Genomic DNA, 26,796 nt, shown 5'->3' on the forward strand with positions numbered 1-26,796 from the left:
GTCAGCGGTCGAGCCACTTCACCTCGTACGGCCGCAGGGTGAGCCGGTCGCCGTCCACCCGCGCGCCGATCGCGCGGTCGCGGGTGTTGACGACGAGGACGGTGCGGTCGCTCGCGAGGACGCGCAGGTCGGGCGCGGCGGCCGTCTCGACGGGGACCGTGCGGAGGCGGGTGCCCGGCGGGAAGGCGGCGGCGAACCGGGACAGCAGGCCGTACATGGGCAGCGGCCGCCCGCCGTCGGCGCGGTCGGTCGGGGTCCACAGGCAGCCGGGGCAGCCGGGGCCGGTGCGCTTCTCGGGATTCCAGTAGAAGGCCGCGTCGGTGCCGCCCCTGGCCAGGGCGATCATGCCGGTGGCCTGGACGGCGCCCCGGTGCGGCTCGGACCAGCCGGCGTCGCCGTCGCCGGGCTCCACGTAGTACTCGGCCCACCACAGGGGAAGGTCATGGGTCTGCCGCCGTACCCAGGCGCTGACGGCGGTCAGTTTCTCCGTGGCGGTGAACTCGTCGGGCCGCGGGCTGCCGCCGTTGGGATAGCTGGCGCCGTCGACGACGGTGAAGTCGGCGCCCGTCTTGTGCGCGTTCCAGTAGGAGAAGGCGTCGAGCACCCGCTGGTCCATCGCGCCCCACGCGCCCCGCACCTGACGGGAGGCGTGGGAGTCGGTCGGGGCGACGCTGTCCATCGGCAGGTAGGGTCCGCCGACCATGATGTCCGCGCCGGTCCTCTTCAGCGCGCGGTACACGCGGTTGTACAGGTCGGTGTACCCCTCGTAGTCCCAGCGGCCCGCGGCCTCGTCCCAGAAGCCCTTGAACTCGTTCCAGACGACGAAGTGCGTCACGTCCGGATAGCGCCGGGCCACGGTCGCGGCGAGGTCGGCGAAGTCCTGGTAGTGGGCGGGGGCGGGCGCGGTCTCCAGGGCCGACCGGCTCCAATCGGTTTTGCCTGCCCCGGACTTGCCGCCCTTCATCCAGTCGGGGGCGCAGCACAGGGTGATCACCGGGGTGCCGCCGGAGGCGCGGACGAAGGCGATCCGGTGGTCCAGGGCGGCGAAGTCGTAGTGCCCCGGGGACGGTTCGGGGTTGTCCGCGCCCCAGCCCATGATCGCCTGGTCCTGCGCCACCCCGCCGCTCGCCCTGAGGAGCGCCCGCACCCGGGCGGTGGCGGCGGGCGCGCCCTCGTCGGCGCTGAACTGGGTGTGGGTGAAACCCCAGCCGACGTACGGCTTCGCGGTGCCGCGCGGCGCGGCCGGGGTGCCGGGCGGCCCGCCGGGCAGTCCGCCGAGCAGGCCAACCAGCAGGGCGAGCGCCGCCGCGATCCCCCCGAGCAGGGCGCCGAGCCGCCATCGCCGGCCAACCGGTACCCACCCATGACGTGCCATCAGGGGCAACAGTATCGGCGCGGTCCGGGGCTTGGGCAGACCTGGAACAACCCCGGGACACCCGGGACAAGCGGTGGAAATGTCGTGCACGGAGGGCATCGGTGGCGGATCATGGCGGCATGCCTGCGAACCCGCACGACGCTCTGCCGATCCGGCTCCACGTCGACGATTCCGACTCGCCGTCCGACGTCGTCGACGCGCTGTTCCTCGGCCGTTTCGCGACGGGCGAGCAGCCGTACTCGCACGCGGTGAACATCGACCGCGTGCGCTCCGGCGCGACCCTGCTGCCCGAGGGCGCCCGGGTGCTCCGGGTCGCCCGGGACGACGATCGCAGCGCCACCCTCGCCGAGGGCGACGGCTGGACCCTGCTGGTCTCCCGCTGGAGCCGGGGCGCGGATGTCACCGTGACCGCGACCAGCGCCGAACTGGCCCAGGAGATCCTCGACCGGGCGACGGACGGCGCGGCCGACGAGCCCGAACCCCAGCCGGAGAACGTGACGATGGGGTTCTGGTACGTGTCCCCGCGCCGCGGCCCGCACCGCACCACCCGGCAGATCTCGGCCGGCACCTGGTCGGAGGTGCGCGCCAACTACACCGCGCCGGTCGCCGAGGCGATGGACCGGCTGATGAAGACCACACCGGAGGACATCGCGGGCCGCCTTCTGCTGCTGCACGGCCCGCCGGGCACCGGCAAGACCTCGGCGCTGCGCACCCTGGCCCGTTCCTGGCGGGACTGGTGCCAGGTGGACTGCGTCCTCGATCCCGAGCGGCTCTTCTCCGACGTCGGCTATCTGATGGACATCGCGATCGGCGAGGAGGACGGCGCGGGCAAGGGCCGCTGGCGGCTGCTGCTCCTGGAGGACTGCGACGAGCTGATCCGCGGCGAGGCCCGGCACACCGCGGGCCAGGCGCTGTCCCGGCTGCTGAACCTCACCGACGGGCTGCTCGGCCAGGGCCGCAATGTCCTGGTGGGCGTCACCACGAACGAGGACCTGGAGCGCCTGCACCCCGCCGTGGTCCGCCCCGGCCGCTGCCTGGCCCGCATCGAGGTGGGCCCGCTCACCCACGAGGAGTCGGTGCACTGGCTCGGCACCCAGGAGGGCGTCGGCCGCGAGGGCGCCACCCTGGCCGAGCTGTACGCGCTGCGCCGGGGCACCACACCGACCTCGGTACCGGGGGCGCGCAACGGCGCGGACGCGGGGCTGTACCTGTAGTGCTTTCATGAAGACGTGACCTTGTCGGTCGGCACCTCCGGGTGGCAGTACAAGGACTGGCGGGACCGCGTCTATCCGGCCGGGGTCCCGGCACGGCTGTGGCTGGAGGAGTACACCCGGCTGTTCGCCACGGTGGAGATCAACAACGCGTTCTACCGGCTGCCGTCGTACGAGAATTTCGCCGCCTGGCGCTCCCGGGTGCCACCGGATTTCGTGGTCGCGGTCAAGGCCAGCCGCTATCTGACCCATATCAAGCGGCTGAGGGACCCCGCCGAACCGGTGCACCGGCTGATGGCCCACGCGGCGGGCCTGCGCGACCGGCTCGGACCGGTGCTGCTCCAGCTCCCGCCCACGCTGCGCGCCGACCCGGCCCTGCTGGACGCCTGTCTGGCCTGCTTCCCGGCCGGTACGCGGGTCGCGGTGGAGCCCCGGCACGACTCCTGGTGGACGCCCGAGGTGCGCGAGGTCCTCGTCTCCCGCGGCGCGGCCCTGTGCTGGGCCGACGTCCTGTCCCGCCCGGTCACCCCGCTGTGGCGCACCACCGACTGGGGCTATGCCCGCTTCCACCAGGGCCGCGCCCACCCCTGGCCGCACTACGGCCGGCGCGCCCTGGAGACCTGGGTGGACCGCATCGCCACGGCCTTCCCCGACGACGAGAGCGTCCACGCCTACTTCAACAACGACCCGGGCGGCGCGGCGGTGGCGGACGCGGTGGCCTTCGGGAGGACGGCGAGGAGGGCGGGCCTGACGGTGACCAGGTTCCCGGAACCGGCGGAACGGCGCTGACGCGCCCCCGCGCCTACCCCCCGTAAGCCGCCCGCAGGGCGTCCCGCACTGCGGACAGCGCCTCCGCCTCCCCCAGTCCCAGCCGCCGGGCCCGGTCGGCGTACGCCTGCGCGGCCATGGACGCCTCGCGCTCCGCGGCCGATCCGGCGGCGGCCACATACGTGCCGAGGCGCCCCCGGGTCTCGATCACCCCGTCGCCCTCCAGCGCCCGGTACGCCTTGGCCACCGTGTTCACCGCGAGCCCCAGGGACTCGGCCAGCCCCCGCACGGTCGGCAGCCGGTACCCCACGGGCAGCACCCCGGACCGCGCCTGCTCGGAAATCTGCGCCCGCACCTGCTCGTAGGGGGGCGCGCTGTCATCGATGCGGATCTTCAGGCTCACAGCCCGATTCTGACGCACGCGCGCGAAAATGAGAGGCACCCCCCGGACAACTCCCCGTACGGTCCCTCCCCATGACATTGATCGTCCGCGATGTGCGCCCCGGCGTACCGGCCGACACCGAGGGCTTCGCCCGGGTGCGCCGACTCGCCCTGCCGTACATCCTGTTCACCTCGGAATCGGTCCGGCACAACACGCTGCACACGCACCCCGACGCCCGCTACCGCCCGCTCGTCGCGGAGGAGGACGGCGAGATCGTCGGCACCGCCCAGGTCCTGCTGGCGTACGACAGCACCGAGCCGGGCCAGGGCCTGCTGAACATCTACGTCCGGCCGGACCGGGCGGGCCGGGGCGCGGGCACGCTGCTGCTGCGCACGGCCGAGGAGTACCTCGCCTCGCTGGACGCGACCAAGGTGTTCAGCTGGATCCTGGACGAACCGGCCAACCGCGCCTTCGCCGAGCGGCACGGCTATCGGTCCGGCCGGTCCGCCCACTTCCTCCGGCTGGACCTGGCCGGCGGCTCACTGCCGCCGCTCCCGGCCACCCCGCCGGGCGTCGAGCTGCGCGCGGCCACCGAGTTCGCCGACGACCCGCGCCCGCTGTTCGAGCTGGACGCGGAGACCCTCCAGGACGAGCCGGGCGACCTCGACCTGGAGTCCCGGGGCTACGACGACTGGCTGACCAGCACCTGGAACCACCCGCTGCTGAACCGCGAGCTGACCATGGCCGCGTGTGTAGACGGCCGCCCGGTCGCCTTCACCGTCGCCTGCACCGACGCCGACGGCCGGTACTCCAGCGCGATGACCGGCACCGCCCGCGCCCACCGCGGCCGCGGTCTGGCCAAGCTCGCCAAGCTGCACTCCCTGCACCGGGCCCGCGCCGCCGGTGTCACCGACGCGTTCACGGGCAATGACGCGGGCAATGATCCGATGATCGCGATCAACAAGTGGCTCGGTTACGAGATCTGTGCGACGGAGGTCCGCCATGTCCGCGAACTCGGCTGAGCCGACGGCCGATCTGACCGTCAGCCTGGTCAAGGGCGGCCGTACGAAGATCCGTTACCCGGCCGGACTGCTCGGGGACGACGGCACCCGGGTCGTGGTCCGGGCGCCCTGGGCGGGCGACGGCACCCGTGACTTCGGGTTCGTGCGCTTCGAGCCGGGCGATGTGTTCACCGAGTACTACTGGCGCGACCGGTGGTACGCGGTGAAGGAGGTGCGCGCCGCGGACGGCCGGGTCAAGGGCTGGTACTGCGACATCACCCGGCCCGCGGTCCGCACCGGCGCGGAACTGGTGGTGGAGGATCTCGACCTGGACCTGTGGTGCTCGGCCGACGGCGGGGACGTACGACGGCTGGACGAGGACGAGTTCGCCGCGAGCGGGCTGGCCGAGCGGGATCCGGGGGCGGCCGCGGCCGCCGTGGCCGCCCTCGACGAGCTGGAGCGGCTCGCCCGCGCGGACGGTTTGGGCGCGCTGCTGGTCTGAGCCGCCCGGCCGGGCCGCGCTCAGACGCCCGCCACCACCGCGTACCGCTCGTCCGTCACCTCCTTCCCCCACAGCACGGCGTCACCGGACAGCCGCTCCACGCGCACTTCCGCCGTCAGCGGCGCCAGCAGCGCGGTGAGCCGGTCTGCGGGTATGCCGACCGGGTGCGACTCGCCCCAGACGCCCTCGACCAGCACGAACCGGCCGCCGGGGCGCAGCAGGCCCCGCCAGTGCCGCAGCACCCGGGCCTGATCGGGCAGCATCCACAGCACATGGCGTACGAGGACCACGTCGAAGCGGCGCTCCCCCACCGGCGGGGTCTCGGCCGGTCCGCACAGCACCTCGGCCGGGTGCCCGGCGAGCTTGGCGCGGGCCCGCTCGGTCATGGCCGGGGACAGATCGACGGCCGTCACCCGGTGCCCCTGCTCGACGGCGAGCAACGACAGGCTGCCGGTGCCGCAGCCGAGGTCGAGCACATCGGCGGGGTGCGCGGGCAGCCAGGAACGGAGTCCGGCCGCCCAGGCGGCCCGCACGGCGGGATCGCGCAGGCCGTGGTCCGGCTCCTCGTCGAAGCCGGCGGCCCGCGCGTCCCAGTCCGGCGGCCCGGCGGTGGTCGTATCGCTGTGCTCACGCTCATCGGTCATGACCGCAGAGTGGCACGCGCCACTGACAGCGTGGCCCGACGGACGGCCCCGCGCCCGGCCGTCAGCTGAGGGCGGAGGCGCAGGTGGTGGTACTGGCGTGCGCCGGGTCGAGGGAGTTGGCGACCTCGTGGAAGACGATGCGGTCGCTCAGACCGGCCAGCACATGCTCGGAGAGGTCCAGCGGGCACAGGTCCTGGAGCAGGACATTGTGCACGTCGGAGCCGCTGAGGTACTGGCTGCGCCAGGGGGTGGCCACCTCGTCGTACCGGGTCGCGATGACCGTGTAGCGCACCCCGGGCACGGTGTCGCCGCCCGCGTTGAGCTTGGTGAGGAAGGCGGAGCCGGGTATCTGGTCGGCGAGGCCGGGGGTGGTGGCCTTGATCAGGCCGGTGGCGCCGGGGAAGTACGGCAGCAGATTGGTCAGGCCGCTGATGGTGGCGCCGTGGTTGTCGGGGGCGATGCCGACGAGCGCGTTGACCTTGGCGGCGCCGCCGAGGAACTTCAGGTAGTAGCGGGGCATCATGCCGCCCTGGGAGTGCCCGACCAGGTCGACCTTGGCGGCGCCGGTGGCCGAGCGCACCTGGTCCACGAAGGAGGCGAGCTGCGCGGCCGACTGGTCGATGGGTCCGAGCCCGAAGAAGACGGGGACGCCGGGGAGTTGGCCGTAGTCCAGGGAGAAGACGCAGTATCCGCGGGCCTCCAGATAGGGGGCGAGGCCGAGCCAGTTGTCGACCGAGTTGCCGAGGGTGCCGTGGACCAGGACGACGGGGCGGGGGTGCGCGGCGGACGGTTTGCAGGAGTAGTCGTTCCAGCCGCTGTGGGTGGCGGTGTCGGCGTGCGCGGCCGTGGCGGGCAGGGCGATCGCGGCGGCGGACAGCAGCAGCGCGGTGAGGGGTCTGAGCACTCGCTTCCAGGGCAGCATCGGGTGATCTCCTTGCGGCTCAAGGGGGAACGGCGGACTGGCCCTGTGATCCGGATCACGAGGATGCTGTTCATTCGTCAAGTTACGGGCGGGTAGCCTCCGGGGGAAGTTACGCGCAAGTAAAACTTCCCGCCTCAACCATCCGCCTGACGTACCGTCACCACACGGGCCGCACCGGGCCATAGGGCGCGATCGTCGCCAGACTCCCGCACAGCGCCCGCACTTCCGCCTCGCCCAGCAGTTCGCACCAGCCGCCGACCACCTCGGCCGCCGCCGCCTCCGCGGCCCGGGTGCAGGCCCGTCCGCGCTCGGTCAGCACGATCAGCCGCGCCCGCGCGTCCCCGGGGTGCGACCGGCGCTCGGCGTACCCCCTGCGCACCACCTCGTCCACCAGTTGGCTCGCCGCCTGCTTGGTCACCCCGAGGTGCGCGGCCAGTTCGGTGACGGTGGCGCCGTCCGGCGCGAGCCGCGCGAAGGCGAATCCGTGCGCGGGCCGCAGATCGGCGAAGCCGCGCGCCACGACCCCCTCATGGATGCGCTGGGTGAGATCGCCCGCCGCGGCGAGCAGGGCGGCGGACAGGGCCATGGCTTCGGAGTTCTGCACGGGGGCATTGAAACACCCTTGACGCATCGGTCAAGCAGCCTGACCATATAGTCAAGCTGCTTGACCACTTGTTCTTGTTCCGAACGGAGAGCCCAGCCATGCCCGTCGTCCGCTCGTCCGACGCCGTGACCCACGAGATCCACGGCGCCCGCTTCATCTCGTACGCCGCCCCGCTCACCGGCAGCGCGGAACTGTGCGCCTGGCGCGGGGAGATCCCGGCCGGCACCCGGGCCCCGGCGCACACCGTCAGCCGCGAGGAGATCTTCCATCTGCTCGTCGGCGAACTGCTGATCACCCTCGACGGCCGCACCGAGCGGGTGCGCGCGGGCGACACGGTGATCGTCAACGCCGGGTCCACCCTGGGCCTGGAGAACCCGACCGAGCACACGGCGATCTCCTGGGTCACCACCTCCGTCGGGCTCACGGCCGAGCTGGCGGACGGCAGCCTGCTCACCCCGCCATGGGCCAACTGACCCCGCCGCCCCGGGAGTCACGGCCCGGACGCGCCGTCGCCGCGGGCCGCACCGCGTCCGGTCCGAAGCGCCTGCGGGCGCGGTCGGCGGCGGCCTCGCGGCGGCGGCCTCGGCGGCGCGGGCGCGGGTGTCGGCGGGGTCCAGGGAGAGCTGGTGGAAGGCGTCGGCGGCCGGGCGGAGCCGGTCGGCGCGGAGCGTGAAGGCGCGCACCCGGGCCCGTTGCAGACCGAGGGCGGACAGCAGGCCGAGGGCCGCCGCGGCGAGGGCGGGCGAGTGGTCGGTGGCCTCCGGCAGGGTGCGCGCCCGGGTGCTGGAGCTGCGGTCGGCGTAGCGCACGGTGAGGGTGACCCGGCCCGCCACCCGCCGCTCTCCGCGCAGGAGTTGGCCGACCCGGTCGGCGAGCCCGAGGACGGACCGGTGCCGCTCCGCCGGGTCGAGGCAGTCCCGGTCCAGCACGAGGTCGGCGGTCAGCCGGTCCGCCGCCTCCCGGGGCAGGACCGGGCGGGGGTCGTGGCCGCGGGCGCGTTCGGCCAGCAGCCGGGCGGCGCCCGCGCCGAGCAGGCGTTGCAGGGTGGCCGGGGAGAGGTCGGCGAGCTGGCCGATGTGGTGCAGTCCGTACCGGCCGAGCGTCGCCGCCGTACCGCGGCCGATCCCCGGCAGCGCGGTGACCGGCCGGGGGCGCAGCCACTCGGCGGCCCGCTCGGCGGGCACCCAGGTGGTCTCCCCCGGCGCGGACACCTCGGCCGCCATCGCCGCGAGCATCCGGTTGCCCGCGAGCCCCGCGCTGCCGTCGATGCCGTAGAGGGCCTTCAGCCGCATCATCGTCATCTGGACCATGTCATAGGGGGACAGGCCGAAGTACCGGAGCGCCGAGGTCAGATCCAGCTGCACGGCGTCGGGGGGCATCTCCTGCACATGGGGCGTGATACCAGACACCAGTTCGATTACATGACCGTACTGCTCCTCGGTCAGCGAGCCATGCAGATACAGCTGGGCGATGTGCCGCTGACGGATGCTCATCCCGCGCTCCCCGGACTGGTGTAGCCGAACTTCTTCAGGTCGGCCGATCTGCTGCCCGCGGGCAGCAGATCGGCGTACGGGTGCAGCCGGGCGCCGGTGGTGCCATTGGCCAGGGTGCGCCGCGGCTGGGCGGGCGTCGGATGCGGGCGGCTCCGGCCGAGCAGGGCGAGCGCGGCCTCGGGACCGTTGTCCCGGCGGGCCGCGGCGATCTCGTCCAGGTCCCAGGCCATCGAGCCGACGACGGTACGCCGGGTGCCGCGCACCTGCACCGTGCCGCGCACCAGCAGCAGCCCGCTGTGGAAGACGGTGTAGGCGCAGGCCGGGTGGGAGTCCTCGAAGAAGGCCAGGTCGACCAGGCCGGAGCCGTCCTCCAGGGTGACGAAGATGATCCGCTTGCCGCTGGCGATCGGCGGGGTCTGGGTGGAGGCTCGTACACCCGCGACGAGGACCTGTCGCCCGGCGCGCAGCCCGGCCAGATGGGTCGCGTCGGTCGCGCCGATCTCCCGCAGCAGCCGGTGGTGGTGCTCCATCAGGTGCTTGGAGACGTCGATGCCGAGGGTGTTCAACTCGGCGCCGAGCGCCTCGCGTCCGGTCATCTCCGGCAGCCCGCTCGGCTCGGACCCGTCGACGGCCCCCGCGATCAGGGGCAGTTGGCCGGTGCCCGCGGACCGGTTGCGGGCGGCCCGGTGCAGTTCGGCGAGCTGGAGCAGCAGATCGCGCCGGGTGAGCCGGCCGTCGTGCAGGGCGCCCAACGCGCCGATCTCCGCGAGGCGTTCGGCGACCGGGCGGCTGGGCCGGGCCCGCTGCCAGAAGTCGGACAGCGATCCGTAGGGCTGCCCCGCCTCGATCCGCGCGCACTCCTGCTCGCCGATGCCGTGCACGGCGGACAGCGCGAGGCGCACCCCCCACCGGTCCCCGTCGGTCTTCTCCACGGTGTGCCGGGTCGCGGACCGGTTGACGTCGACGGGCAGCACCGGCACCCCGCGCCGGCGCGCGTCGGCGACCAGTACCCGCTTGGGCCACATCCCGGGGTCGTGTTCGAGCAGTCCGGCCAGCAGGAAGGCCGGATGGTGCGCCTTGAGCCAGGCGCTCTGCAGGGCCGGTACGGCGAAGGCGACCGCGTGCGCCCGGCAGAAGCCGTACGCCCCGAAGGCCTCGATCGTCCGCCAGACCTCCTCCCGTACCGCCGTGCCGTAGCCGCGCGCACGGGCCCGCCCCTGGAACCAGTCCCTGATCTCGGGCAGCCGCTCCTTGTCGCCGAGCGCCCGCCGGGTGATCTCCGCGAAGGCCCGGTCGCAGCCGGTCAGCACCACCAGCGTCTCGATGACCTGCTCGTGCCAGATGGTCACGCCGTAGGTGTCGGCGAGCACCGGCTCCAGGTCGGGGTGGGCGTAGCGCGGTGTGCCGCCGTGGCGGGCGGCGATGTACCGCTCGGGCATGCCGCCCGCGACCGGCCCCGGGCGGAAGAGGCTGATGTCGGCGATGACGTCCTGCTGGTTGCGCGGCTGGAGCCGGGACAGCAGGTCCTGCTGGCCGGGCGACTCCAGCTGGAACAGGCCGAGGGTCTGGCTCTCCTGGAGGAGCTTGAACGCGAACACGTCGTCCAGCGGCACCTGTTCGGGGTCGTCCAGGTCGACACGGTCGCCGGTGGTCCGTTCGAGCTCCGCGACGGCGTGGGCCATCGCGGACTGCATCCGCACGCCCAGGACGTCGAGTTTGATGTTGCCGAGCGCCTCGATCTCCTCCTTCGCGGCCATGGCCATCGGGTAGTCGCCCTGCGGGGTGGGCTGCACCGGCAGCCGGTCCAGCAGGGTCGCGTCGCTGATGACCACGCCGCAGGGGTGCATGGCCATGCCGTGGACCAGCGAGTCGAGCCCCTCGGCCAGCTCCCACAGGGGCCCGAACCGGCCTGCCTCGGCCGCCAGTTGACGCAGCTCGGGCAGTTCCGCGAGGGCGCCGGTGATGTCCGAGGCGCGCAGATGCGGGAAGCTCTTGGCGATCCGGTCGACCTCCGCGGGCGCGATGCCGAGGGCGAGGCCGGTGTCACGCAGCGCCCGGCGCGCCCGGTAGGTCTCGGGCATCGCGGTGACCGCGACCCGCTCCTTGCCGAACCGCTCGAAGATCGTGTCGTAGCACTCCAGGCGCCGCGCGGACTCCACATCGATGTCGATGTCGGGCAGCGAGACCCGGCGGGCACTGAGGAACCGTTCGAACAGCAGCCGGTGTTCGAGCGGGTTGGCGGTGGCGATGCCCAACGCGTGGCAGACCAGCGAACCGGCGCCCGAGCCGCGGGCCGCGACCCGGATGCCCTTGGCCCGGATGTCGGCGACGACCTGGCCGACGGCGAGGAAGTACGAGTCGTAGCCCAGCCGGGAGATCACGGCGAGTTCCTCGTCGAGGCGGGCGAGCGCCACCGGGTCGCGGTCGAGGCCCCGGCGGGCCAGGCCCTCCGCGCAGCGCCGGCGCAGCAGCCGGGCGGCGCCGTCCGCCCCGGGGTCGGCGCCGAAGAGCGCGGGCTCGGGGAAGTGTGGGGTGCCCAGGCCCAGGTCGGCGCGGGGGTCGAGGGCGCACTCGGCGGCCGTGGCGGCGGTGTCCGCGAGCAGCCGGCGGGCCCGGCGCTCATCGGCTCCGGCGCACTCGGCGATCATGCGTGCGAGGACCGTCATCGCCCGCTCGTCCTTGAGCCAGCGCTGCCCGCTGTCCAGGCGGCGCCGGTCGATCGGCCGCAGCAGCCGGGCGGCGTCCAGGACATCGGCGAGGCGGTGCTGGGCGGGGTCGGCGTAGCGGACGGCGTTGGTGAGGACGGCGGTCGTACCGGTGCGGTCGGCCAGCGCCAGGGTGCGGGCGGCGAGGCGAAGGGAGCCCGGACCTGTGCCGGAACGTTTCTGCGCGACGGCTTCCAGCCGGACCTCCCGCCCGAAGACCTCCTGCCAGGGCGCCAGCAGCCGTACCGCGACATCCTCCCGGCCCACCGACAGCGCCCGCGCCGGCTCCGAGAGGGGGCCGAGCAGGGCCAGCAGCCCGGGGCCGCCGTGCTCCCGCAGCGCCGACCACGGCACCACGGGCGCCCGGCCGCCGAGCGCGTCCGCGTGGGCGGCCAAGGTGATACGGCACAGCCGCGCCCAGCCCTCCCGGTTCCGGGCGAGCAGGACGACCCGCAGCGGCGGCAGCCCTCCCGGTTCCGGGCGAGCAGGACGACCCGCAGCGGCGGCTCGACCACATGGGCGCCGCCGCGCGCCGGGGTGCGGCGGCGCAAGGCGGGCGGCGGCGGGGCGAGGGCCTGCACCGCGAGGTCGACGCCGAAGAGCGGCCGTATCCCCTCCTTCGCACACGCCTGTGCGAATCGAACAGCGCCGGTGACGGTGTCCCGGTCGGTCAGCGCGAGCGCCGTCATGCCCCGCTCGGCCGCGCGGCGCACCAGCTGTTCCGGGTGCGCGGCGCCGTAGCGGGCGGAGTAGCCGGACGCGACATGCAGATGGGCGAAGCCCGCCATGCCGCACCTCCCTCACTCCACCCCTTTTCAGCCATACGCCCGATACATTCATCGTACGCTCGTTCGAATACTTCACATACTCTAGCCTCGTCGACGCTGGTCGGCGAGCCTGTTCGAACAGATGAGTGATTCTTCACCCGGGGGCGAGAGAGAGCGAGCGGTGGCCAAAAAAACGAGGTCCCGCCCCGAGGATCCGGGACGGGACGTCGTGCGGCGCTCCGGTCAGCCGATGGTGGTGCCCGTGGCGGAGAGGGCGGCGGTGACCGGCTGGAAGAAGGTCTCCCCGCCGGAGGTGCAGTCGCCGCTGCCGCCGGAGGTCAGGCCGATCGCCTTGTCACCGGAGAACAGCGAGCCACCGCTGTCGCCGGGCTCGGCGCAGACGTCGGTCTGGATCAGCCCGCTGACCGAGCCCTCCTGATAGTTCACGGTGGCGTTCAGACCGGTGACCGTGCCGTCGTGCACATGGGTGGTGGACCCGCTGCGCGTGACCTTCATGCCGACCGTGGCCTCGGCGGCGCCGGTGATCTTCTGGGTCGAGCCGTCGTAGAGGTCGACCTCGCTCGGGTGGGCGACCTCCGAGGTGTACTTGACCAGGCCGAAGTCGGTGCCCGGGAAGTGGGACTCCGCGTTCTGCCCGATCTCCTGGCCGTCGGCGTCCGACCAGCTGGAGATGTCCGCGGTGCAGTGCCCGGCGGTCAGGAAGTACGGCTGTCCGTCCTTGACCACGTTGAAGCCGAGCGAGCAGCGGCCGCCGGAGCCGTTGATGGCGTCGCCACCGGCGATGAAGGGCTTGTACTCGCCCTGGAACCGCTTGAGTTCGGCCGTGCCGCCGAGCCCGTCGACCACCTTGCTCAGCTTGTCCCACCGGGCGCCGGTGACGGACTTGTCGGCCGTGACGACGACCTTGTTCGACACCGGGTCGATGGACCAGGACGTGCCCGGGATGGTCGCGTCCTTCTTCAGCGTCGTACGGGCGCCGTCGAGTTGGGCGAGGGTGCGGGTGACGATTCTGGCCTTGGCGCCCTTGGCCTCGACCGCCTTCGCGGCGGTCTTGTCGAGCACGTTCACGACAAGGCTCCTGGCCTTGGCGTCGTAGTAGCTGCCCGCCGCGTCCGAACCGAGGTGCGCGGTCAGGTCGGAGGCCAGTGTCGCGGCCGCCGGAGCGGACAGCGGCCGGGCCTGGACAGCGGACTTCGCGGGCTCACTGGCGTTCGCATTCTGCAAGGTGACACCCGCGGCGGCCAGCGCGGCGACACCCGCGCCGGCCATCACGAGCCGGCGCCTGGGTATGCGTCGGTGCTTCAACTCATGTCCTCCTGTGGGGGGACGACCGCCGGATTGTGGGGATCCGACGACCGGAAGGCGGGTTGACGGGCGCCCACTCTTCCGAAACCCACAGGGAACCCACAAGGCCGAGTTCCGGACGCACCGAGGATCGGCCCTCGCACTCCCGTTCACAGTTGACCCACCGTCACCACCGAGGAAATTTCGGGGCGCAAACACGACGGGCGAGTGGCCCTCATCGGAACGTGACGGCGACGCATGGCTTGTTTCCTTCGCCGCCGTCGCCCTTCCTTCACAAGCCGGACATGAAGAAGCCCCCGCACAGGCGCATATGTGCGGGGGCTCACATCGGCCGGGCCGAAGCCGGGGCCGGGACCGAAGGCAGGTTCGGTCAGGGGAGCGTGACGCCGTAGTAGCTCAGCGCCTCGGTGACCGGCTGGAAGAAGGTCGTACCGCCGGAGGTGCAGTCGCCGCTGCCGCCGGAGGTCAGCCCGTAGGCGACGGACCCGTTGTACAGCGGGCCGCCGCTGTCGCCGCCCTCGGCGCAGACCGTGGTCTGGATCAGGCCGGAGACGATGCCGTCGCTGCCGTAGTTGACGGTGGCGTTGAGCGCGGTGACCTTGCCGCTGTGCGTACCGGTGGTGGAGCCGCGCCGGTAGACGGTCGCGCCCACGCTCGGGGTGGCCGCGCTGGAGATGGTCTGGCTGCCGACCGCGCTCGGGTGCGCGATCGAGGAGTTGGTGTACTTGACCAGAGCGAAGTCATTGCCCGGGAAGCTGTAGCCCACGTTGGTGCCCAGCGTGGTGGTGTGCCCGGAGTTGCTGTACCAGGTGGAGGCGACCTGGCCGCAGTGCCCGGCGGTCAGGAAGTAGTACGTGCTGCCGCTGTGCACGTTGAAGCCGAGCGAACACCGGTACTGGCCGCCGTAGATGGCGTCGCCGCCGCTGATCAGCTTGCTGAACGTGCCGGCCGTGTGCTTGATGGTGAGCGCGCCCGCGTCGGCGCCGGCCTGCTTCCTGATCTTGGCGATCTCGGCCTGCGAGACCGTGTCGTCGACGGTGACGACGACATGGTTGTTCTTGGCGTCGACGGCCCAGGCGGTGCCGGGGATGTCCGCCTTCATCACCGAGTCGCTCGCCTGGGTGAGCTGTGCGGCGCTGAAGGTGTGGGCGTCGCTGGCGTTCGCCGTGGGGGCGGCGAACGCCGCTGCGGCCAGGAAACCCGCGGCCACGGCGATCAGCCGGGTCCGTCTCGCCGAGCCGCTCGGGGCAGTGGTGCGCTTGATCCTCACTTTTCGTTCCCTCCAAGGGGAGTCGGGGGCCCGCGTGGGGTCGGGGCCCGGTGAGGCGCAGTCAGGGTCAGGACCGGGTTCGGTTATGCATGTCCCTGACAAGCGCTGAGGGGAGTATTCGGCCGACCGCCCGGTACACACAAGGGTGCCTTTCGGCCGTCGGACTTTAGCCCTCCTTTGCCCAACGGCCGTCGCTTTAACTCCCGTTGGCGTCAGCTCAGCGCCCGCTCCCCCGCCTCCACCGCCGTGTCCAGCGTGTTCCCGGGCGGCGGGAAGGGGCAGAGGAAGTGGTCGGCGAAGGCGCAGGGCGGCAGCTGGGCGCGGTTGAAGTCGACGGTCGTACGGCCCTGCGCGTCCGGCGCCCCCGGGTAGAGGAAGCGGAACCGGAAGCTGGTGTCGCCGCTGGTGGCATCGGCGAACACCGCCCACAGCGGGCCCTCGCCCTGCCGCGCCACGGCCAGCGTCCGCTCCCGCCCCGCCAGGGTGAAGGCGAGTTCACCGGCAAGGGCGAACCCGCGGGCCCTGCCGTCCGCGTTGCCGAGCCGCAGCACGCGCCGCGCGTCGTACGGCGTGAAGCGGCCCGGCACCGACCAGCCGGGGTCGTACTCGGTGGCCACGATGCCCCGGAAGGCCCGGCGGGCCTCGGCGCCGGGGTCGTAGACCCGCACCCCCCAGCTGCCCTCACGCACCAGGACGACCAGCCGTTTCTCGCCGAGCGAGACACGGGCGGCGGCCTCCGGGCCGGTGTCGGCGGTCAGCCGGACCGCTCCGGCGAAGGGGCGGCGGTCCACCTGGAGTCCGTCGCCCTCGGCGGCCGTCAGCACAATGCCTTCACCATCCGCCAGCCAAATCCCTGGAATGTCCGGAAGTCGCCCCTCCGGCCGGTCCTCGATCCAGTGGGTGCCGGTCAGCGCGAGCGGTCCGTAGGGCGCGGTGACCGACTCCTCCCGCTTCTCCCGCCACTGCTTCCATGCGTCGAACGCGTCGATTGCCATGCCGTTCCATCTCTTTGTCTGCGGTGTCTTCTTCTGCGGCGGTGCGTGCGGGGCGGGGCGGGCCAGGCCCAGGTGTTCGCGCAGGGTGCCGCCCGGATAGAAGGTGCGGAACAGGCCGCGGTGCTGGAGTAAGGCCACCGTGCCGTTGACCAGCCGTTCCAGGTCGCGGCGGGGTTCGACGGGGACCAGGTGGAAGCCGTCGGCGGCGCCCTCGGTGTGCCAGGCGGCGAGCAGATCCGCGAGATCGACCGGGCCGCCCCGGTACAGCGGGCCCTGCGCGGTGGGCCGGGGGCCGCCCCCGCCATGGCCGGGCTCGGCCGCGCACTCCCCGCCGCCGAGGTCGATCCGCAGGCTCACCAGGACCCGCGGCGCACCGGGCTCCCGCCCCGACCTCGCCGCCCGGCCCCGCAGCTCCTCGCGCACGGCGGCGGCCTGGGCCGGGGTCACGGCGCGGACCAGGGCCACATCGGCGTACCGGGCGGCGAGGGTCCGGGCGTCCCGGGTGCTCGCGTCGACGAGGTGGAGGGGGGCGAGGCGGTACGACGGGCCTGGACCCCGCTCCTCACCCCGGGCACCGGTGGCATCCGCCGGGTGGCCCTCCAACGCACTGGTGAGGAAGGGGACTTCACCCGCCTCCGGGCCCCCGGCCGCACGGCCTGGTTCTCCCTCCCCCGCCTCCGACATCTTGGCCGCACGGCCTGTCTCCCCCTCCCCCGTCCCCGACACCCCGGCCGCACGGTCTGACTCCCCCGCGTCGACCCCGGACTCGGGCGCCTCGATCCATCGGCCCGCCCGCCCCCGGGCGACCCGGTCCAGGAGGGCGAACGTTTCCGTCCCTCTCGGCACCAGCCCGATCCGCCGGGTCGCCGCCGCCATCGCCGACACCAGGTCCAGCGCCTCGGGCCCCGGCCGCCCCTCGGGATGGTCCAGGGTCACGAAGTCCAGCCGGCCCTGCTCGGCGAGCCGTACCAGTTCGGTGCGGGGGCCGGTGCCGGGGTGGTCCGCGAGATCGAGGGCGGCGGCGAGATGCAGCATCCCCCGGCGGTACCGCCCGCCCGTCCTCACAGCACCTTCGCCAGGAACGCCCGGGTCCGCTCCTCGCGCGGCGCGTCCAGCACCTCGGCGGGCGGCCCCTGTTCGACGATCCGGCCGTCGGCCATGAAGACCACCGTGTCGGCGACCTCCCGCGCGAAGGCGATCTCATGGGTGACGACGATCATCGTGGTGCCCCGGGCCGCGAGATCGCGGATGACGTCGAGGACCTCGCCGACCAGTTCGGGGTCGAGCGCCGAGGTCGGCTCGTCGAAGAGCAGCAGCCGGGGCCTCAGCGCCAGCGCCCGCGCGATGGCGACGCGTTGCTGCTGCCCGCCGGACAACTGCCGTGGATACGCGGCGGACTTGTCGGCGAGCCCCACCCGTGCGAGCAGGCGGTGCGCGTCCTCCTCCGCCTCCTTGCGGGGCCGCTTCAGCGCGAACACCGGCGCCTCGACCACATTGTCCAGGACGGTGAGGTGCGGGAAGAGGTTGAAGTTCTGGAAGACGAAGCCGATCTTGGTTCGGCGGCGCAGGACCTCGCGTTCGGGCAGCTCGTGCAGCCGGTCACCGGCGCGCCGGTAGCCGATCGGCGCGCCGTCCACCGTGATCTCGCCCCGGTCCGCCTTCTCCAGGTGGTTGATGGTGCGCAGCAGCGTGGACTTGCCGGAGCCGGAGGGGCCGAGCACGACGGTGACCTCGCCGGTGCGGACCTGGAGGTCGATGCCCTTGAGGACGTCGAGCGGGCCGAAGCTCTTGTGCACCGACCGGATGTCGACCATGACGGTCATGGGGTCAATTCCTTTGCGTAGAGGGGTAGTTCAGGCAGCTGCGTGACCGGCCGCGGCCCGCAGGAAGGCCAGTACGGCCCGCGCGGTGGCGTCGTTCTGCCGGAAGGCGGGTCCGCCGGTGCGCGGCCGGGTGAAGGCGCCGGGGGTGCGGGCGTCGGTGTAGGGGCCGAGCGCGAAGCGGCGGGGGTGCGGGCGCCCGGCGCCGTCGAGGAGGCGGCCGTCGCGGGGGTCGACCCGCAGCAGCCCCTCCGGGGTCTCGGCGGCGCCGTCGGCGTGCAGTTCGCGCAGCAGGGGGTCCCGGGCGCGGGCGACGGTGGGCTCCGGCAGCCGGGCCTCGACCAGTGCCCGGGCCGTGACCGAGTACCCGGGCACGGTGGCTCCGGCCGCCCGGAACACCCCGTCCTCGGCGGTGACGGCCATGTCGGCGCCGAGGAACTTGAGCAGCCCCGCCCGGGACAGCGCGAGCATCTGCCGCAGCCGGGGGCCGGGCGGCCCGGACGCCAGACAGCTGAAGAACCCGTGCCACCAGGGCCCGATGTCCCCGAGCCGCACCAGTTGCCCGTAGACGGAGAGCAGTCCGAGGAAGACGCCCAGGTCGGCGCTGTGGGAGGGGTCGTGGCGTCTGGACAGGTCGGCCTCGATATAGGCGCGCAGCCCGTCCTGGAGGTCCTCGTGCGAGGCGTGCCGCACCCCGGCCAGCGGATGGTCGAGCGCGCCGAGGTCGAGCCGGTCGGCGGGGTCCGGTACGGAGGCGGCGGCGAGCGCGTCCCGTTCGGCGGGGCCGTCGGCGGCCGCGTACTTCTCCTCGAAGTCGGCCCAGGCGCTCGTGGTGCGTTCCGGGTGGGCGGTGAACAGCCGGTGGTAGTGGGCGAAGCCCAGCTCCTTCTCGACCAGCGGCCACACATCGCGCCGGAAGTCGAACCCGCCCGGCCGGGACCGCAGTTCCGCGATCTCGGCGGGGCCGAGGAAGCGCGGCAGCGGGGGCCGGTCGCCGCTCCAGTCGTAACCGATCTTCGAGTGGTACGGCACCCCGCGCCGGGAGCCGACGTACAGCACCGGCTCCCGCCCCGAGGGCAGGTAGGTGTCGCCCTCGTACCGGCCGCCGCGGCCCTCGGTGAGCAGCACCATCAGGTCGACGAAGGCCAGTCCGAAGCCCCGCACGAGCACCGCCTCGCCGGGCTCCAGCGCGGACAGATCGCTGTCGGCGGTGAAGTCGGGCGGCAGGTGCACCAGGTCGTGCGTTCGGGCGTACGCGGCCAACTCGGCTTGCTGTGCGTCGGGTTCGGCGTCCAGGTGGCCGATGGCGAGGATCACCAGGTCGGCGAGGAGCGGACGCGCCCTGCCCTCCAGCCAGACCTGCTGGCGTCCCTCGCGGGGGCCGCCGAGGCGCAGGGCGCGGGTGGGGTGGTGGTGCACGGTGATGCCCAAGGGCAGCTCGGCCAGGGCCCGTTCGTACACGAAGCGCAGGTATCCGCCCTGGAGCCGGCGGTCGGCGAAGGTACGGCCGTCAAGCGCGGCCCACTCGTGCAGCGTGGGGCCCTCGCGCACCGGTCCGTCCATGCGCACCGTGTCGTCGGTGAACATGGTGACGTCCTCGGCGTGCGAGTTCATCCACAGCAGCGGCGACTGCTCCTGGCGCCAGATGCGTCCGCCGCCCGGTGGATGCGGGTCCACGAGATGGATGTCGAGGCCCGAGGTGGCGTACAGCTCGGGGGCGTTGGCGGCGATGCGTTCGAGGAGGCCGGTCCCCCGCGGCCCGGCGCCCACGATCACCAGCTGGGGCCTCATCGGGTCCCGCCCGTGCCGCGGGCGTAGTACTTCTCGACGTACACCTGACCGATGCCGAGCACGGTGGTGACGACCGCGTACCAGAGGGTGGCGACCATCAGCAGCGGGATGACCTGGTAGGTGCGGTGATAGATCAACTGGGCCGAGAACAGGAGGTCGTTGACGGCGATGACGCTGACGATGGAGGTGCCCTTGAGGGTGCCGATCAGCATGTTGCCGGCGGGCGGCACGATGGAGCGCATCGCCTGCGGCAGCACGATCCGCCACCAGCGGCGCCACCGGCTCAGGCCGAGCGCCTGGGCGGCCTCGATCTGGCCGCGGTCCACGGAGAGGATGCCGCCGCGCACGACCTCGGCGGCATAGGCGGCCTCGTGCAGGGTGAGCCCGACGACGGCGACGGCGACCGGGCTGAGCAGGTCGACCGTCCGCACCCCGAGCAGGGTCGGGTACAGCGCCCCGATGTTGAACCACAGCAGCAGCTGCACCAGGATCGGGATGGACCGGAACAGCCACACATAGCCCCAGCCGACCGCGCGCAGCACGGGGTTGGCGGACAGCCGGAACGCGGCGAGCAGGGTGCCGAGGGCGAAGCCGAGGACCATCACCACGGCGGTCAGCCAGAGCGTGAGCCACAGTCCGCGCAGCACCGAGCCGGTGGTGAAGTACTCGGCGACGACGTCCCAGCGGAACGCCCGGTTGCGGACGACGGAGGTGGCCGCGAGGCCGAGCAGGGCGAGGACGACGACGACGGCGGTCCACTGTCCGTAGCGGCGCTGGGGCACGATCCGGGGGACGGCCGGGGGCCCGGGTATCTCCGGGGCGGTGGGTGCTTGGGCGAGGGTGTCGGATGACATGCGAAGGCTCCGTGACGCGATCGGTCGAACGTCGGAACGGGTGATGCCTTCACACGGCCGCGCCGGACGGGCGGCGCGGTCACGGCCGAGCCCCTCAGCAGGGCCGTGCACCGAGAGTACGCAAGCGATCGCCCGCGCTGTCAAGGGTGTCCATAGTGTGAGCGGTACGTCTCAAGTCAGTTGACGCGGAACCGGATGCCTGTTCCACTTGCCCCATGCATCCACAGCAGTGGCTGGTCACCCGCTCCCACATCGACTTCGGTCGCGTGTGGTCCTCCTCCTGTTGAGCTGACCCCCTGCGCACCCCTGCCTCCGGCGGGCCCGCTTCGCGCTCTCCGCGTTCTTGATCCCACGCGTCTTTGATCTTCCGCGTCTTCGCGCCTCCCCCGCTCCACCGCGCCTTCACACGCGCCCCTCCCCTCGCGCTTCCGCACACCTTTTCCCGTTCAGGAGAACGCCGTCGATGCGTACGCCGATTTATCGATTTGTCATGCCCTTTGCCGCCTTGACCTCGGCCGCCCTGCTCCTCACCGCGTGCGGCTCCGGCTCGGGCGCGAGCGGTACGGACGCCTCCGGGGTGGCGGCCAGGTCCGACGCGGTGCCGACCACGGACGTGGTGTCGGGCGAGAAGAAGGACCCGGCGGCGGCGAGGCTGCTGCCGCCCGGCACCCGGCACCTCACCGCCGCGATCAGCGTCGGCGGCACCCCGCCCGGCACCACCTACCTCGCCGACGGCAGAACGCTGACCGGCCAGGACGTCGACTTCACCAAGGCGGTCGCCAAGGTGCTGGGGCTCGAACTGACCGTGGACCAGGCGAGCTTCGAGGCGATCCTGCCCGCCCTGGACAGCGGCAAGTACGACTTCGGCGCGAGCAACTTCGGGGTCACCGACGAGCGGCGCAGGACCATCGACTTCGTCACCTACATCAACGACGGCCAGGGCTTCGCCACCCGCAAGGACAGCGGGCTCGGCCGGATCACCGATCTGAAGCAGCTGTGCGGGCTGAACGTGGCGACCGGCGCCGGCACCACGTTCGAGGCCACGCTGGAGGAGAGCAAGCACCTGTGCACCGACGCGGGCAAGAAGCCGTACCAGGTGCAGACGTACGCCGAGCCGAGCGCGATCTGGTCCTCGGTGCAGCAGGGCCGCAGCGATGTCGTGATGTCCACGATCAACGGGCTGCGCTACGCCGTCGCGCGGCAGCCGGGCCTGAAGTTCCTCAATGAGTTCCACCGCCTGGACGTCGGCTTCGCCTTCAAGAAGGGCACGAGGCTCGCGCCCGCGTTCCAGGCGGCGGTGGACCGGCTGATCGCCGACGGCACCTACGACAGGATCCTGAAGAAGTGGGGCACGACGGGCTCGGCGATCACGACGTCACAGATCTCCCCGCCGGAGATCAAGGGCTGAGCGAGGGTCGGCGATCCGAGCGGGGTCAGCAGCCGCAGTCGCAGGCACAGCACTCGCAGCACTCGCAGCACTCCAGGGCCTCACAGCACGACCAGTCGCAGTTGCAGTCGCAGGAGGCGCAGCAGCCGTCGCGCCGCTTGCGCGACCACGGCCCCTCGAACTCGTCGGCGCAGCACACCTTGCAGGTGCAGCACACGGCCAGCGCGGCGGCGCAGCCCGCCCAGAAGCCCCGCTTGTCCGGGCCCCGCGGCGGACCGCCGTGGGGGGTGCCGTAGGGGTTGCCGTGCGGGTTGCCGTAGGGGCCTCCCGGCGCATACGGCCCCTGCGGGCCCGGGTTGCCCGGGTTCCCCGGCGCGTACGGCCCGGTCGGCGGCCCGAACGCGCCCTGTGCGCCGGTGTGTCCACAGCTCGTGGTGCCGAACGCCCGGTCCACCGAGCGCCGCAGCTCGTGCACGAGCAGCAGATGGATCAGCGCGCCGTCGCTGAACTCGGCGTCCTTCAGGGCGAGTCGGATGCCGTGCACCGCGTCGTCGGCGAGCCGGCGCGCCTCGGCGCGGGAGGTGCCGGTCGCGGTGAGCGGGTTCCAGGCGCCGCCCGCCGCGTCGGCCTGCTGGTCCTCCACCGCGTCCAGCAGATGCGCGAGCCGCCCGAAGAGCCGCCCGCCCGACGGCCTCGCGGCCTGACGGGCCGTGGGGCCTCAACGAGTGGCTCAGGCCTGGTGCTTGAGGATGTAGTCGGTCGCGTCGCCGACGGTCTTGAGGTTCTTGACGTCCTCGTCCGCGCGAGCCGCGCGCCCTCGCCCTGCGCGACGGACGCCGGCCGCATCCCGCGCAGCGCGCACGGCCCCGCCGTGCGCCGTCCGCCCTCGCTCCGGCCCAGCTGAGCCTCCGTCAACACGGAGATCAACAAACCGTCATAGTTGGTGACGACACGTGCGAACTGACCATGGTCGCGGCGCAACGCGAGGCAGAGCCCGCACAGATGGGCCATCCACTCCGACTTGAAGCGGTCACCGAGCCGATGCGAGCAGGGCCTGACTATTCCGAACACAGCGTTTCCCCCGTGTGTTGAGGTGGCAATGGCTTCACCCGGACGCACCGGGCGTCACCCATCCGCCGCCGACCATCATATTTCACTCACAGTCAGCAGCCGTACGTGTCACAACCCTTGGGGGACAAGGAGTCTCGACGGATCGGCTGTGCACCAGTACCGTCACAAACCCCCCGTGCGGCGACTATCCACTTGGCGCGTTGTCAGCATCATGGATGACCATAGGGGAAGGTGCGGAAAGCACGAGAGACCGCTGTGAGAGGAGGCGTCCATGGGATCGGTACGCAAGGCGAGTGCGTGGCTCGGCCTCGTCGACGACAACGATGACGAGCGCTACTACGACGACGACTACTCCGAGGGCACCACGTCCGGGGACGCCTGGGTGACCGACCCGCGGGTCCAGGTGGCCGCGGACAAGGCCGAGGAGAAGAGCCGGCGGATCGCCACGGTCACCCCGGACAGCTTCCGGGACGCCCGTGCCATCGGCGAGCTGTTCCGGGACGGGGTCCCGGTCATCGTGAACCTCACCGGCATGGAGCCCGGCGACGCCAAGCGGGTCGTGGACTTCGCGGCGGGGCTGATCTTCGGTCTGCGCGGTTCCATCGACCGGGTCTCCACCCGGGTGTTCCTGCTGACCCCGGCCGACACGGAGATCATCAGCGGTGACGCGTCCGCGCACCGCACGGACGGCTTCTTCAACCAGAGCTGAGGCGGGGCCGCTCACCGGCCCCGCCCCATCCGGTGGCTCACCGGAACGCGTCGAGCCCGGTGAGCGCCTTGCCCAGCACCAGCTGGTGCATCTCGACGGTGCCCTCGTAGGTGAGCACCGATTCAAGGTTGGTCGCGTGCCGCATGACGGGGTATTCGAGGGAGATCCCGTTGGCACCGAGGATCGTCCGCGCCGTACGGCAGATCTCGATGGCCTCGCGGACATTGTTCAACTTGCCGAAGCTGACCTGCTCGGGACGCAGGCGGCCGGCGTCCATCCGCCGCCCCAGATGGTGGGCGAGCAGGATCCCCTTGTGCAGTTCGACCGCCATGTCGGCGAGCTTGGCCTGGGTGAGCTGGAAGCCGCCGATGGGCCGCCCGAACTGCTCGCGGGTCTTCGCGTACTCCACGGCCGACTCGAAGCTGCTGCGCGCCGCGCCCATCGCGCCCCACACGATGCCGTAGCGGGCGTGCGAGAGACAGCCGAGCGGACCGCGCAGCCCGATGACCTCCGGCAGCACCGCGCTCGCGGGCAACCGCACGTCGTCCAGGACGAGTTCGCTGGTGACGGAGGCGCGCAGGGACCACTTGTGCTTGATCTCGGGCGCCGAGAACCCGGGTGTGCCGGTCGGTACGACGAAGCCGCGGATGCCCTCCTCCGTCTGTGCCCAGACGACGGCGACCCCGGCGACCGACCCATTGGTGATCCACATCTTGCGCCCGTTGAGCACCCAGTCCCCCCCGCCCTCGCGCTTGGCGTGCGTGCGCATGGAGGCGGGGTCGGAGCCGTGGTCCGGCTCGGTCAGGCCGAAGCAGCCGATCACCTCGCCCGCGGCCATCCGCGGCAGCCACTCCCGCTTCTGCTCCTCGCTGCCGAAGCGGTGGATGGCGTACATGGCGAGGGAGCCCTGCACGGAGACCAGCGAGCGGATGCCGGAGTCGGCCGCCTCCAGCTCCAGGCAGGCCAGCCCGTACTGCACCGCCGACGCGCCCGCGCAGCCGTACCCGGTGAGGGACATCCCGAGGGCGCCGATCCCGCCCAGCTCCCGGGCGAGCTCCCGGATCCCGGGCAGCTCGCCCTTCTCGTACCAGTCGGCGACGTACGGCAGCACTCGGTCGGCCGCCCAGCCGCGCACGGTGTCCCGGATCGCCAGGTCCTCCGGGTCCAGCAGATCGTCGATCCCGAGCGGGTCGGCGGCGTCGAACGGGGGCAGCTTCGCGGACATGGGACACCCTCCGGTACTGAAAACTAGCAGCGCTAGTTACGGCTGTGCGGCCGACGTTACGGCGCAGTGTCCCGCACGTCCAGAGGGGTCAGGCGGAGACCCGCGGCGTCCCGGAGACACGCGGGGAGGGCACCCCGGCGACACCCGGCTCGGGGGCGGTCGGCTCGGCGTCCGCTTCCCCCGTGATCCCGGCCGCCGCATCGATCCCGGCCGCCGCACCGGTCTCCGTCTCCGCGCCGGTCTCCGTCTCCGCGCCGCACTGCATGATCCGCGGCAGCCGCAGCGCCATCACCGCGCCCAGCAGCAACAGGCCCGCGCTCACCAGCAGGGTCAGATGCAGCCCGTGCACGAAGGAGTCCCGCGCCACCCGGCGCAGCACCGCCCCGGTGGGGCCGCCGAGCCGGTCGGCGACGTCGTACGCCTCGCCCAGCGAGTGCCCGGCGGCGGTCGCGTCCGGGGCGGAGACCCCGGGGACCGCGTGCAGCCGGGGCGTATAGGCGGCGTTCATCACACTGCCGAGCAGCGCGATACCGATGCCGGCGCCCAGCTGGTACGACGTCTCGCCGATCGCCGCCGCCCCGCCCGCCCGGTCCGCGGGGGCCTCGCTGAGCATCGACTCGTAGGCGCCGAACAGCGTGGTCTCCAGGCCGAAGCCGAGCAGCACGAAGCCGGACAACAGCAGCGGGGAGTTGTCGGTGGCACCCATCGCGGTCAGGGTCAGCACCGCGGCCGCCGTCAGGCAGAAGCCGGTGCACACCATCCGGCGCGGCCCGAACCGGCGCAGCACGCGCGCGCCCAGCAGACCGGCCGCCATCGCCGCCACGGTCAGCGGCAGCAGCCGCAGCCCGGTGGCGAGCGGGGACAGGCCGAGCACCAGTTGCAGATACTGCGCGGCGATCAGCTCCAGGCCGACCAGCGCCAGCATGGCCAGCACGATGCAGCCCACCGAGGTGCTGAAGGCGGGCCTGCGGAACATGCACAGGTCCACCAGCGGATGCGGCAGCCGCCGCTGGCGTCGTACGAAGAGGATCAGGAGGGCCGCGCCGACCAGCAGCGGCAGCAGGGTGAGCGGGCTCGTGGGGTCCTCGCCGCCGCCGAGCCGCTTCACGCCGAGGACGACGCCGAACAGGCCCCCGGCCGCCATCAGCGCGCCGGACACGTCCCAGGGGCCGTCGCTCTCGCCCCGGGACTCGGGCAGCAGGAGCCGTCCGACGGGGAGGCTGATCAGCATCAGCGGGATGTTGATCAGGAAGACCGAGCCCCACCAGAAGTGCTCCAGCAGGAAGCCGCCGAGCAGCGGTCCGACGGCCGCGCCGACCGCGGCGACCGCGCTCCACACGCCGATGGCGAGGGCGCGCTCGCGCCGGTCGGGGAAGACCTGGCGCAGGATCGACAGGGTCGCGGGCATGATCATGGCGCCGCCGACGCCGAGCAGGGCGCGGGCGAGGATCAGCACCTCGGCGGTGTGCGCGCAGGCGGCAACCGCCGAGGCCACGCCGAACAGCCCGTAGCCGAGCAGGAGCACGCGGCGGCGTCCGACGCGGTCGCCGAGGGTGCCGAAGAGGATCAGCAGCGCGGCGCAGACCAGCGGGTAGACGTCGACGATCCAGAGCAGCTGGATGGCGCTGGGCCGCAGGTCCTCGCTGACCGCGGGGACGGCCACGTGCAGCACGGTCGCGTCGAGGGCGACGAGCAGCAGGCTGACGCAGAGGACGACGAGGACGACCCAGCGGTTGGCACCGGGCCCGGTCGTCCGACGGCGCGGCCGGAGCGCGGCCGTGGTCGTCCCGGACATGTACGTACCTCCCAGATGTTCCCTCGTGCGGGGCGGAGCGACAGGCTCTCCCTTTGTCGTACGGCCGGGAAGAAGCGGTGTTCCCGGACCCCGCTGAACCCACGGGAATGGCTCGTCAGCCTACGCGAGTCCGCCCTGCCCCCGCGTGGCGGACCTCTCACCCCGGGCGGCGGCCCCTG

General features: G+C 72.7%; 21 protein-coding genes and 4 pseudogenes. 7 read left to right on the forward strand and 18 right to left on the reverse strand.

Features of this window, described 5'->3' with window-relative positions:
• Position 1 precedes the first annotated feature (1 nt).
• A complete protein-coding gene (locus ACLF5H_RS14070; protein ID WP_421676408.1) occupies positions 2 to 1,375 on the reverse strand; it encodes a xylan 1,4-beta-xylosidase in 1,374 nt (457 codons plus the stop codon).
• A gap of 119 nt (positions 1,376 to 1,494) precedes the next feature.
• Between ACLF5H_RS14070 and ACLF5H_RS14075 the strand changes: the two genes are divergently transcribed.
• Both ACLF5H_RS14075 and ACLF5H_RS14080 read left to right on the forward strand, forming a co-directional pair.
• Entirely contained in the window at positions 1,495 to 2,589 is a 1,095-nt protein-coding gene (locus tag ACLF5H_RS14075; protein ID WP_421676409.1) for a DUF5925 domain-containing protein, read from the forward strand.
• A 15-nt stretch (positions 2,590 to 2,604) separates the two neighbouring features.
• Positions 2,605 to 3,375 (forward strand): DUF72 domain-containing protein, encoded by a 771-nt coding sequence (locus ACLF5H_RS14080; RefSeq protein ID WP_421676410.1) that lies wholly within the window; start codon positions 2,605 to 2,607, stop codon positions 3,373 to 3,375.
• Between the two features lie 13 nt (positions 3,376 to 3,388).
• Here the strand turns inward: ACLF5H_RS14080 and ACLF5H_RS14085 are convergent, their stop codons facing one another.
• Positions 3,389 to 3,757, reverse strand: coding sequence for a GntR family transcriptional regulator (locus ACLF5H_RS14085; RefSeq protein ID WP_421676411.1), 369 nt, complete (start codon positions 3,755 to 3,757; stop codon positions 3,389 to 3,391).
• 71 nt (positions 3,758 to 3,828) lie between these two features.
• Between ACLF5H_RS14085 and ACLF5H_RS14090 the strand changes: the two genes are divergently transcribed.
• Together ACLF5H_RS14090 and ACLF5H_RS14095 are read left to right on the forward strand one after the other, a co-directional pair.
• Complete coding sequence (locus ACLF5H_RS14090; protein WP_421676412.1) at positions 3,829 to 4,758, forward strand: GNAT family N-acetyltransferase; 930 nt, start codon at positions 3,829 to 3,831, stop codon at positions 4,756 to 4,758.
• Positions 4,739 to 5,239 carry a DUF402 domain-containing protein gene (locus ACLF5H_RS14095; protein WP_421676413.1) on the forward strand — a complete coding sequence of 167 codons (501 nt, stop codon included), beginning with the start codon at positions 4,739 to 4,741 and terminating at the stop codon, positions 5,237 to 5,239. The genes ACLF5H_RS14090 and ACLF5H_RS14095 overlap by 20 nt, the downstream gene beginning before the upstream one ends.
• A gap of 20 nt (positions 5,240 to 5,259) precedes the next feature.
• Here the strand turns inward: ACLF5H_RS14095 and ACLF5H_RS14100 are convergent, their stop codons facing one another.
• The 3 genes from ACLF5H_RS14100 to ACLF5H_RS14110 form a co-directional block, all read right to left on the reverse strand.
• Positions 5,260 to 5,883: a class I SAM-dependent methyltransferase gene (locus ACLF5H_RS14100; RefSeq protein ID WP_421676414.1), complete on the reverse strand. Its 624-nt coding sequence runs from the start codon at positions 5,881 to 5,883 to the stop codon at positions 5,260 to 5,262.
• A 61-nt stretch (positions 5,884 to 5,944) separates the two neighbouring features.
• Positions 5,945 to 6,805, reverse strand: coding sequence for an esterase/lipase family protein (locus ACLF5H_RS14105; RefSeq protein WP_421676415.1), 861 nt, complete (start codon positions 6,803 to 6,805; stop codon positions 5,945 to 5,947).
• Between the two features lie 157 nt (positions 6,806 to 6,962).
• The gene (locus ACLF5H_RS14110; RefSeq protein WP_421676416.1) at positions 6,963 to 7,409 is read right to left on the reverse strand and encodes a MarR family winged helix-turn-helix transcriptional regulator; all 447 of its coding nucleotides are present in this window, start codon (positions 7,407 to 7,409) and stop codon (positions 6,963 to 6,965) included.
• A gap of 98 nt (positions 7,410 to 7,507) precedes the next feature.
• Between ACLF5H_RS14110 and ACLF5H_RS14115 the strand changes: the two genes are divergently transcribed.
• The gene (locus ACLF5H_RS14115; RefSeq protein WP_421676417.1) at positions 7,508 to 7,882 is read left to right on the forward strand and encodes a cupin domain-containing protein; all 375 of its coding nucleotides are present in this window, start codon (positions 7,508 to 7,510) and stop codon (positions 7,880 to 7,882) included.
• 201 nt (positions 7,883 to 8,083) lie between these two features.
• On the opposite strand, the pseudogene ACLF5H_RS14120 reads toward ACLF5H_RS14115, so the two are convergent.
• The 8 genes and pseudogenes from ACLF5H_RS14120 to ACLF5H_RS14155 all read right to left on the reverse strand — a co-directional run.
• Positions 8,084 to 8,902: pseudogene (locus ACLF5H_RS14120) on the reverse strand (DNA polymerase Y family protein); the annotation flags it as partial.
• Positions 8,899 to 12,395: pseudogene (locus ACLF5H_RS14125) on the reverse strand (DNA polymerase III subunit alpha). The pseudogenes ACLF5H_RS14125 and ACLF5H_RS14120, both read right to left, overlap by 4 nt.
• Before the next feature lie 222 nt (positions 12,396 to 12,617).
• Complete coding sequence (locus ACLF5H_RS14130; RefSeq protein ID WP_421676418.1) at positions 12,618 to 13,700, reverse strand: S1 family peptidase; 1,083 nt, start codon at positions 13,698 to 13,700, stop codon at positions 12,618 to 12,620.
• 370 nt (positions 13,701 to 14,070) lie between these two features.
• Positions 14,071 to 14,970 carry a S1 family peptidase gene (locus tag ACLF5H_RS14135; RefSeq protein WP_421676419.1) on the reverse strand — a complete coding sequence of 300 codons (900 nt, stop codon included), beginning with the start codon at positions 14,968 to 14,970 and terminating at the stop codon, positions 14,071 to 14,073.
• Between the two features lie 212 nt (positions 14,971 to 15,182).
• The gene (locus tag ACLF5H_RS14140) at positions 15,183 to 15,965 is read right to left on the reverse strand and encodes a DUF1684 domain-containing protein (RefSeq protein WP_421676464.1); all 783 of its coding nucleotides are present in this window, start codon (positions 15,963 to 15,965) and stop codon (positions 15,183 to 15,185) included.
• Positions 15,966 to 17,026: 1,061 nt separating this feature from the next.
• Positions 17,027 to 17,788: an amino acid ABC transporter ATP-binding protein gene (locus ACLF5H_RS14145; RefSeq protein WP_421676420.1), complete on the reverse strand. Its 762-nt coding sequence runs from the start codon at positions 17,786 to 17,788 to the stop codon at positions 17,027 to 17,029.
• A gap of 30 nt (positions 17,789 to 17,818) precedes the next feature.
• Positions 17,819 to 19,576 carry an FAD/NAD(P)-binding protein gene (locus ACLF5H_RS14150; RefSeq protein WP_421676421.1) on the reverse strand — a complete coding sequence of 586 codons (1,758 nt, stop codon included), beginning with the start codon at positions 19,574 to 19,576 and terminating at the stop codon, positions 17,819 to 17,821.
• Positions 19,573 to 20,430 carry an amino acid ABC transporter permease gene (locus ACLF5H_RS14155; RefSeq protein WP_421676422.1) on the reverse strand — a complete coding sequence of 286 codons (858 nt, stop codon included), beginning with the start codon at positions 20,428 to 20,430 and terminating at the stop codon, positions 19,573 to 19,575. Before ACLF5H_RS14155 ends, ACLF5H_RS14150 begins: the two co-directional genes overlap by 4 nt.
• A gap of 490 nt (positions 20,431 to 20,920) precedes the next feature.
• Here ACLF5H_RS14155 and ACLF5H_RS14160 point away from each other — a divergent pair, with 490 nt between their 5' ends.
• Complete coding sequence (locus ACLF5H_RS14160) at positions 20,921 to 21,838, forward strand: ABC transporter substrate-binding protein (RefSeq protein WP_421676423.1); 918 nt, start codon at positions 20,921 to 20,923, stop codon at positions 21,836 to 21,838.
• A 25-nt stretch (positions 21,839 to 21,863) separates the two neighbouring features.
• Here the strand turns inward: ACLF5H_RS14160 and ACLF5H_RS14165 are convergent, their stop codons facing one another.
• From ACLF5H_RS14165 to ACLF5H_RS14175, 3 genes and pseudogenes are all read right to left on the reverse strand, one after another.
• Positions 21,864 to 22,460 carry a proline-rich domain-containing protein gene (locus tag ACLF5H_RS14165; protein ID WP_421676424.1) on the reverse strand — a complete coding sequence of 199 codons (597 nt, stop codon included), beginning with the start codon at positions 22,458 to 22,460 and terminating at the stop codon, positions 21,864 to 21,866.
• An 87-nt stretch (positions 22,461 to 22,547) separates the two neighbouring features.
• Positions 22,548 to 22,616, reverse strand: a pseudogene (locus tag ACLF5H_RS14170) (acyl carrier protein); the annotation flags it as partial.
• Positions 22,617 to 22,777: 161 nt separating this feature from the next.
• Positions 22,778 to 22,828 (reverse strand): annotated as a pseudogene (locus tag ACLF5H_RS14175) (regulator); the annotation flags it as partial.
• Positions 22,829 to 23,159: 331 nt separating this feature from the next.
• Here ACLF5H_RS14175 and ACLF5H_RS14180 point away from each other — a divergent pair.
• Complete coding sequence (locus ACLF5H_RS14180; protein WP_361681394.1) at positions 23,160 to 23,597, forward strand: cell division protein SepF; 438 nt, start codon at positions 23,160 to 23,162, stop codon at positions 23,595 to 23,597.
• 37 nt (positions 23,598 to 23,634) lie between these two features.
• Here the strand turns inward: ACLF5H_RS14180 and ACLF5H_RS14185 are convergent, their stop codons facing one another.
• Both ACLF5H_RS14185 and ACLF5H_RS14190 read right to left on the reverse strand, forming a co-directional pair.
• Entirely contained in the window at positions 23,635 to 24,822 is a 1,188-nt protein-coding gene (locus ACLF5H_RS14185) for an acyl-CoA dehydrogenase family protein (protein ID WP_421676425.1), read from the reverse strand.
• An 88-nt stretch (positions 24,823 to 24,910) separates the two neighbouring features.
• Entirely contained in the window at positions 24,911 to 26,617 is a 1,707-nt protein-coding gene (locus tag ACLF5H_RS14190) for an MFS transporter (protein ID WP_421676426.1), read from the reverse strand.
• Positions 26,618 to 26,796: the final 179 nt, after the last annotated feature.

The sequence above is a fragment of the Streptomyces sp. LaBMicrA B280 genome (assembly GCF_049222185.1).
Lineage (GTDB): Bacteria > Actinomycetota > Actinomycetes > Streptomycetales > Streptomycetaceae > Streptomyces > Streptomyces murinus.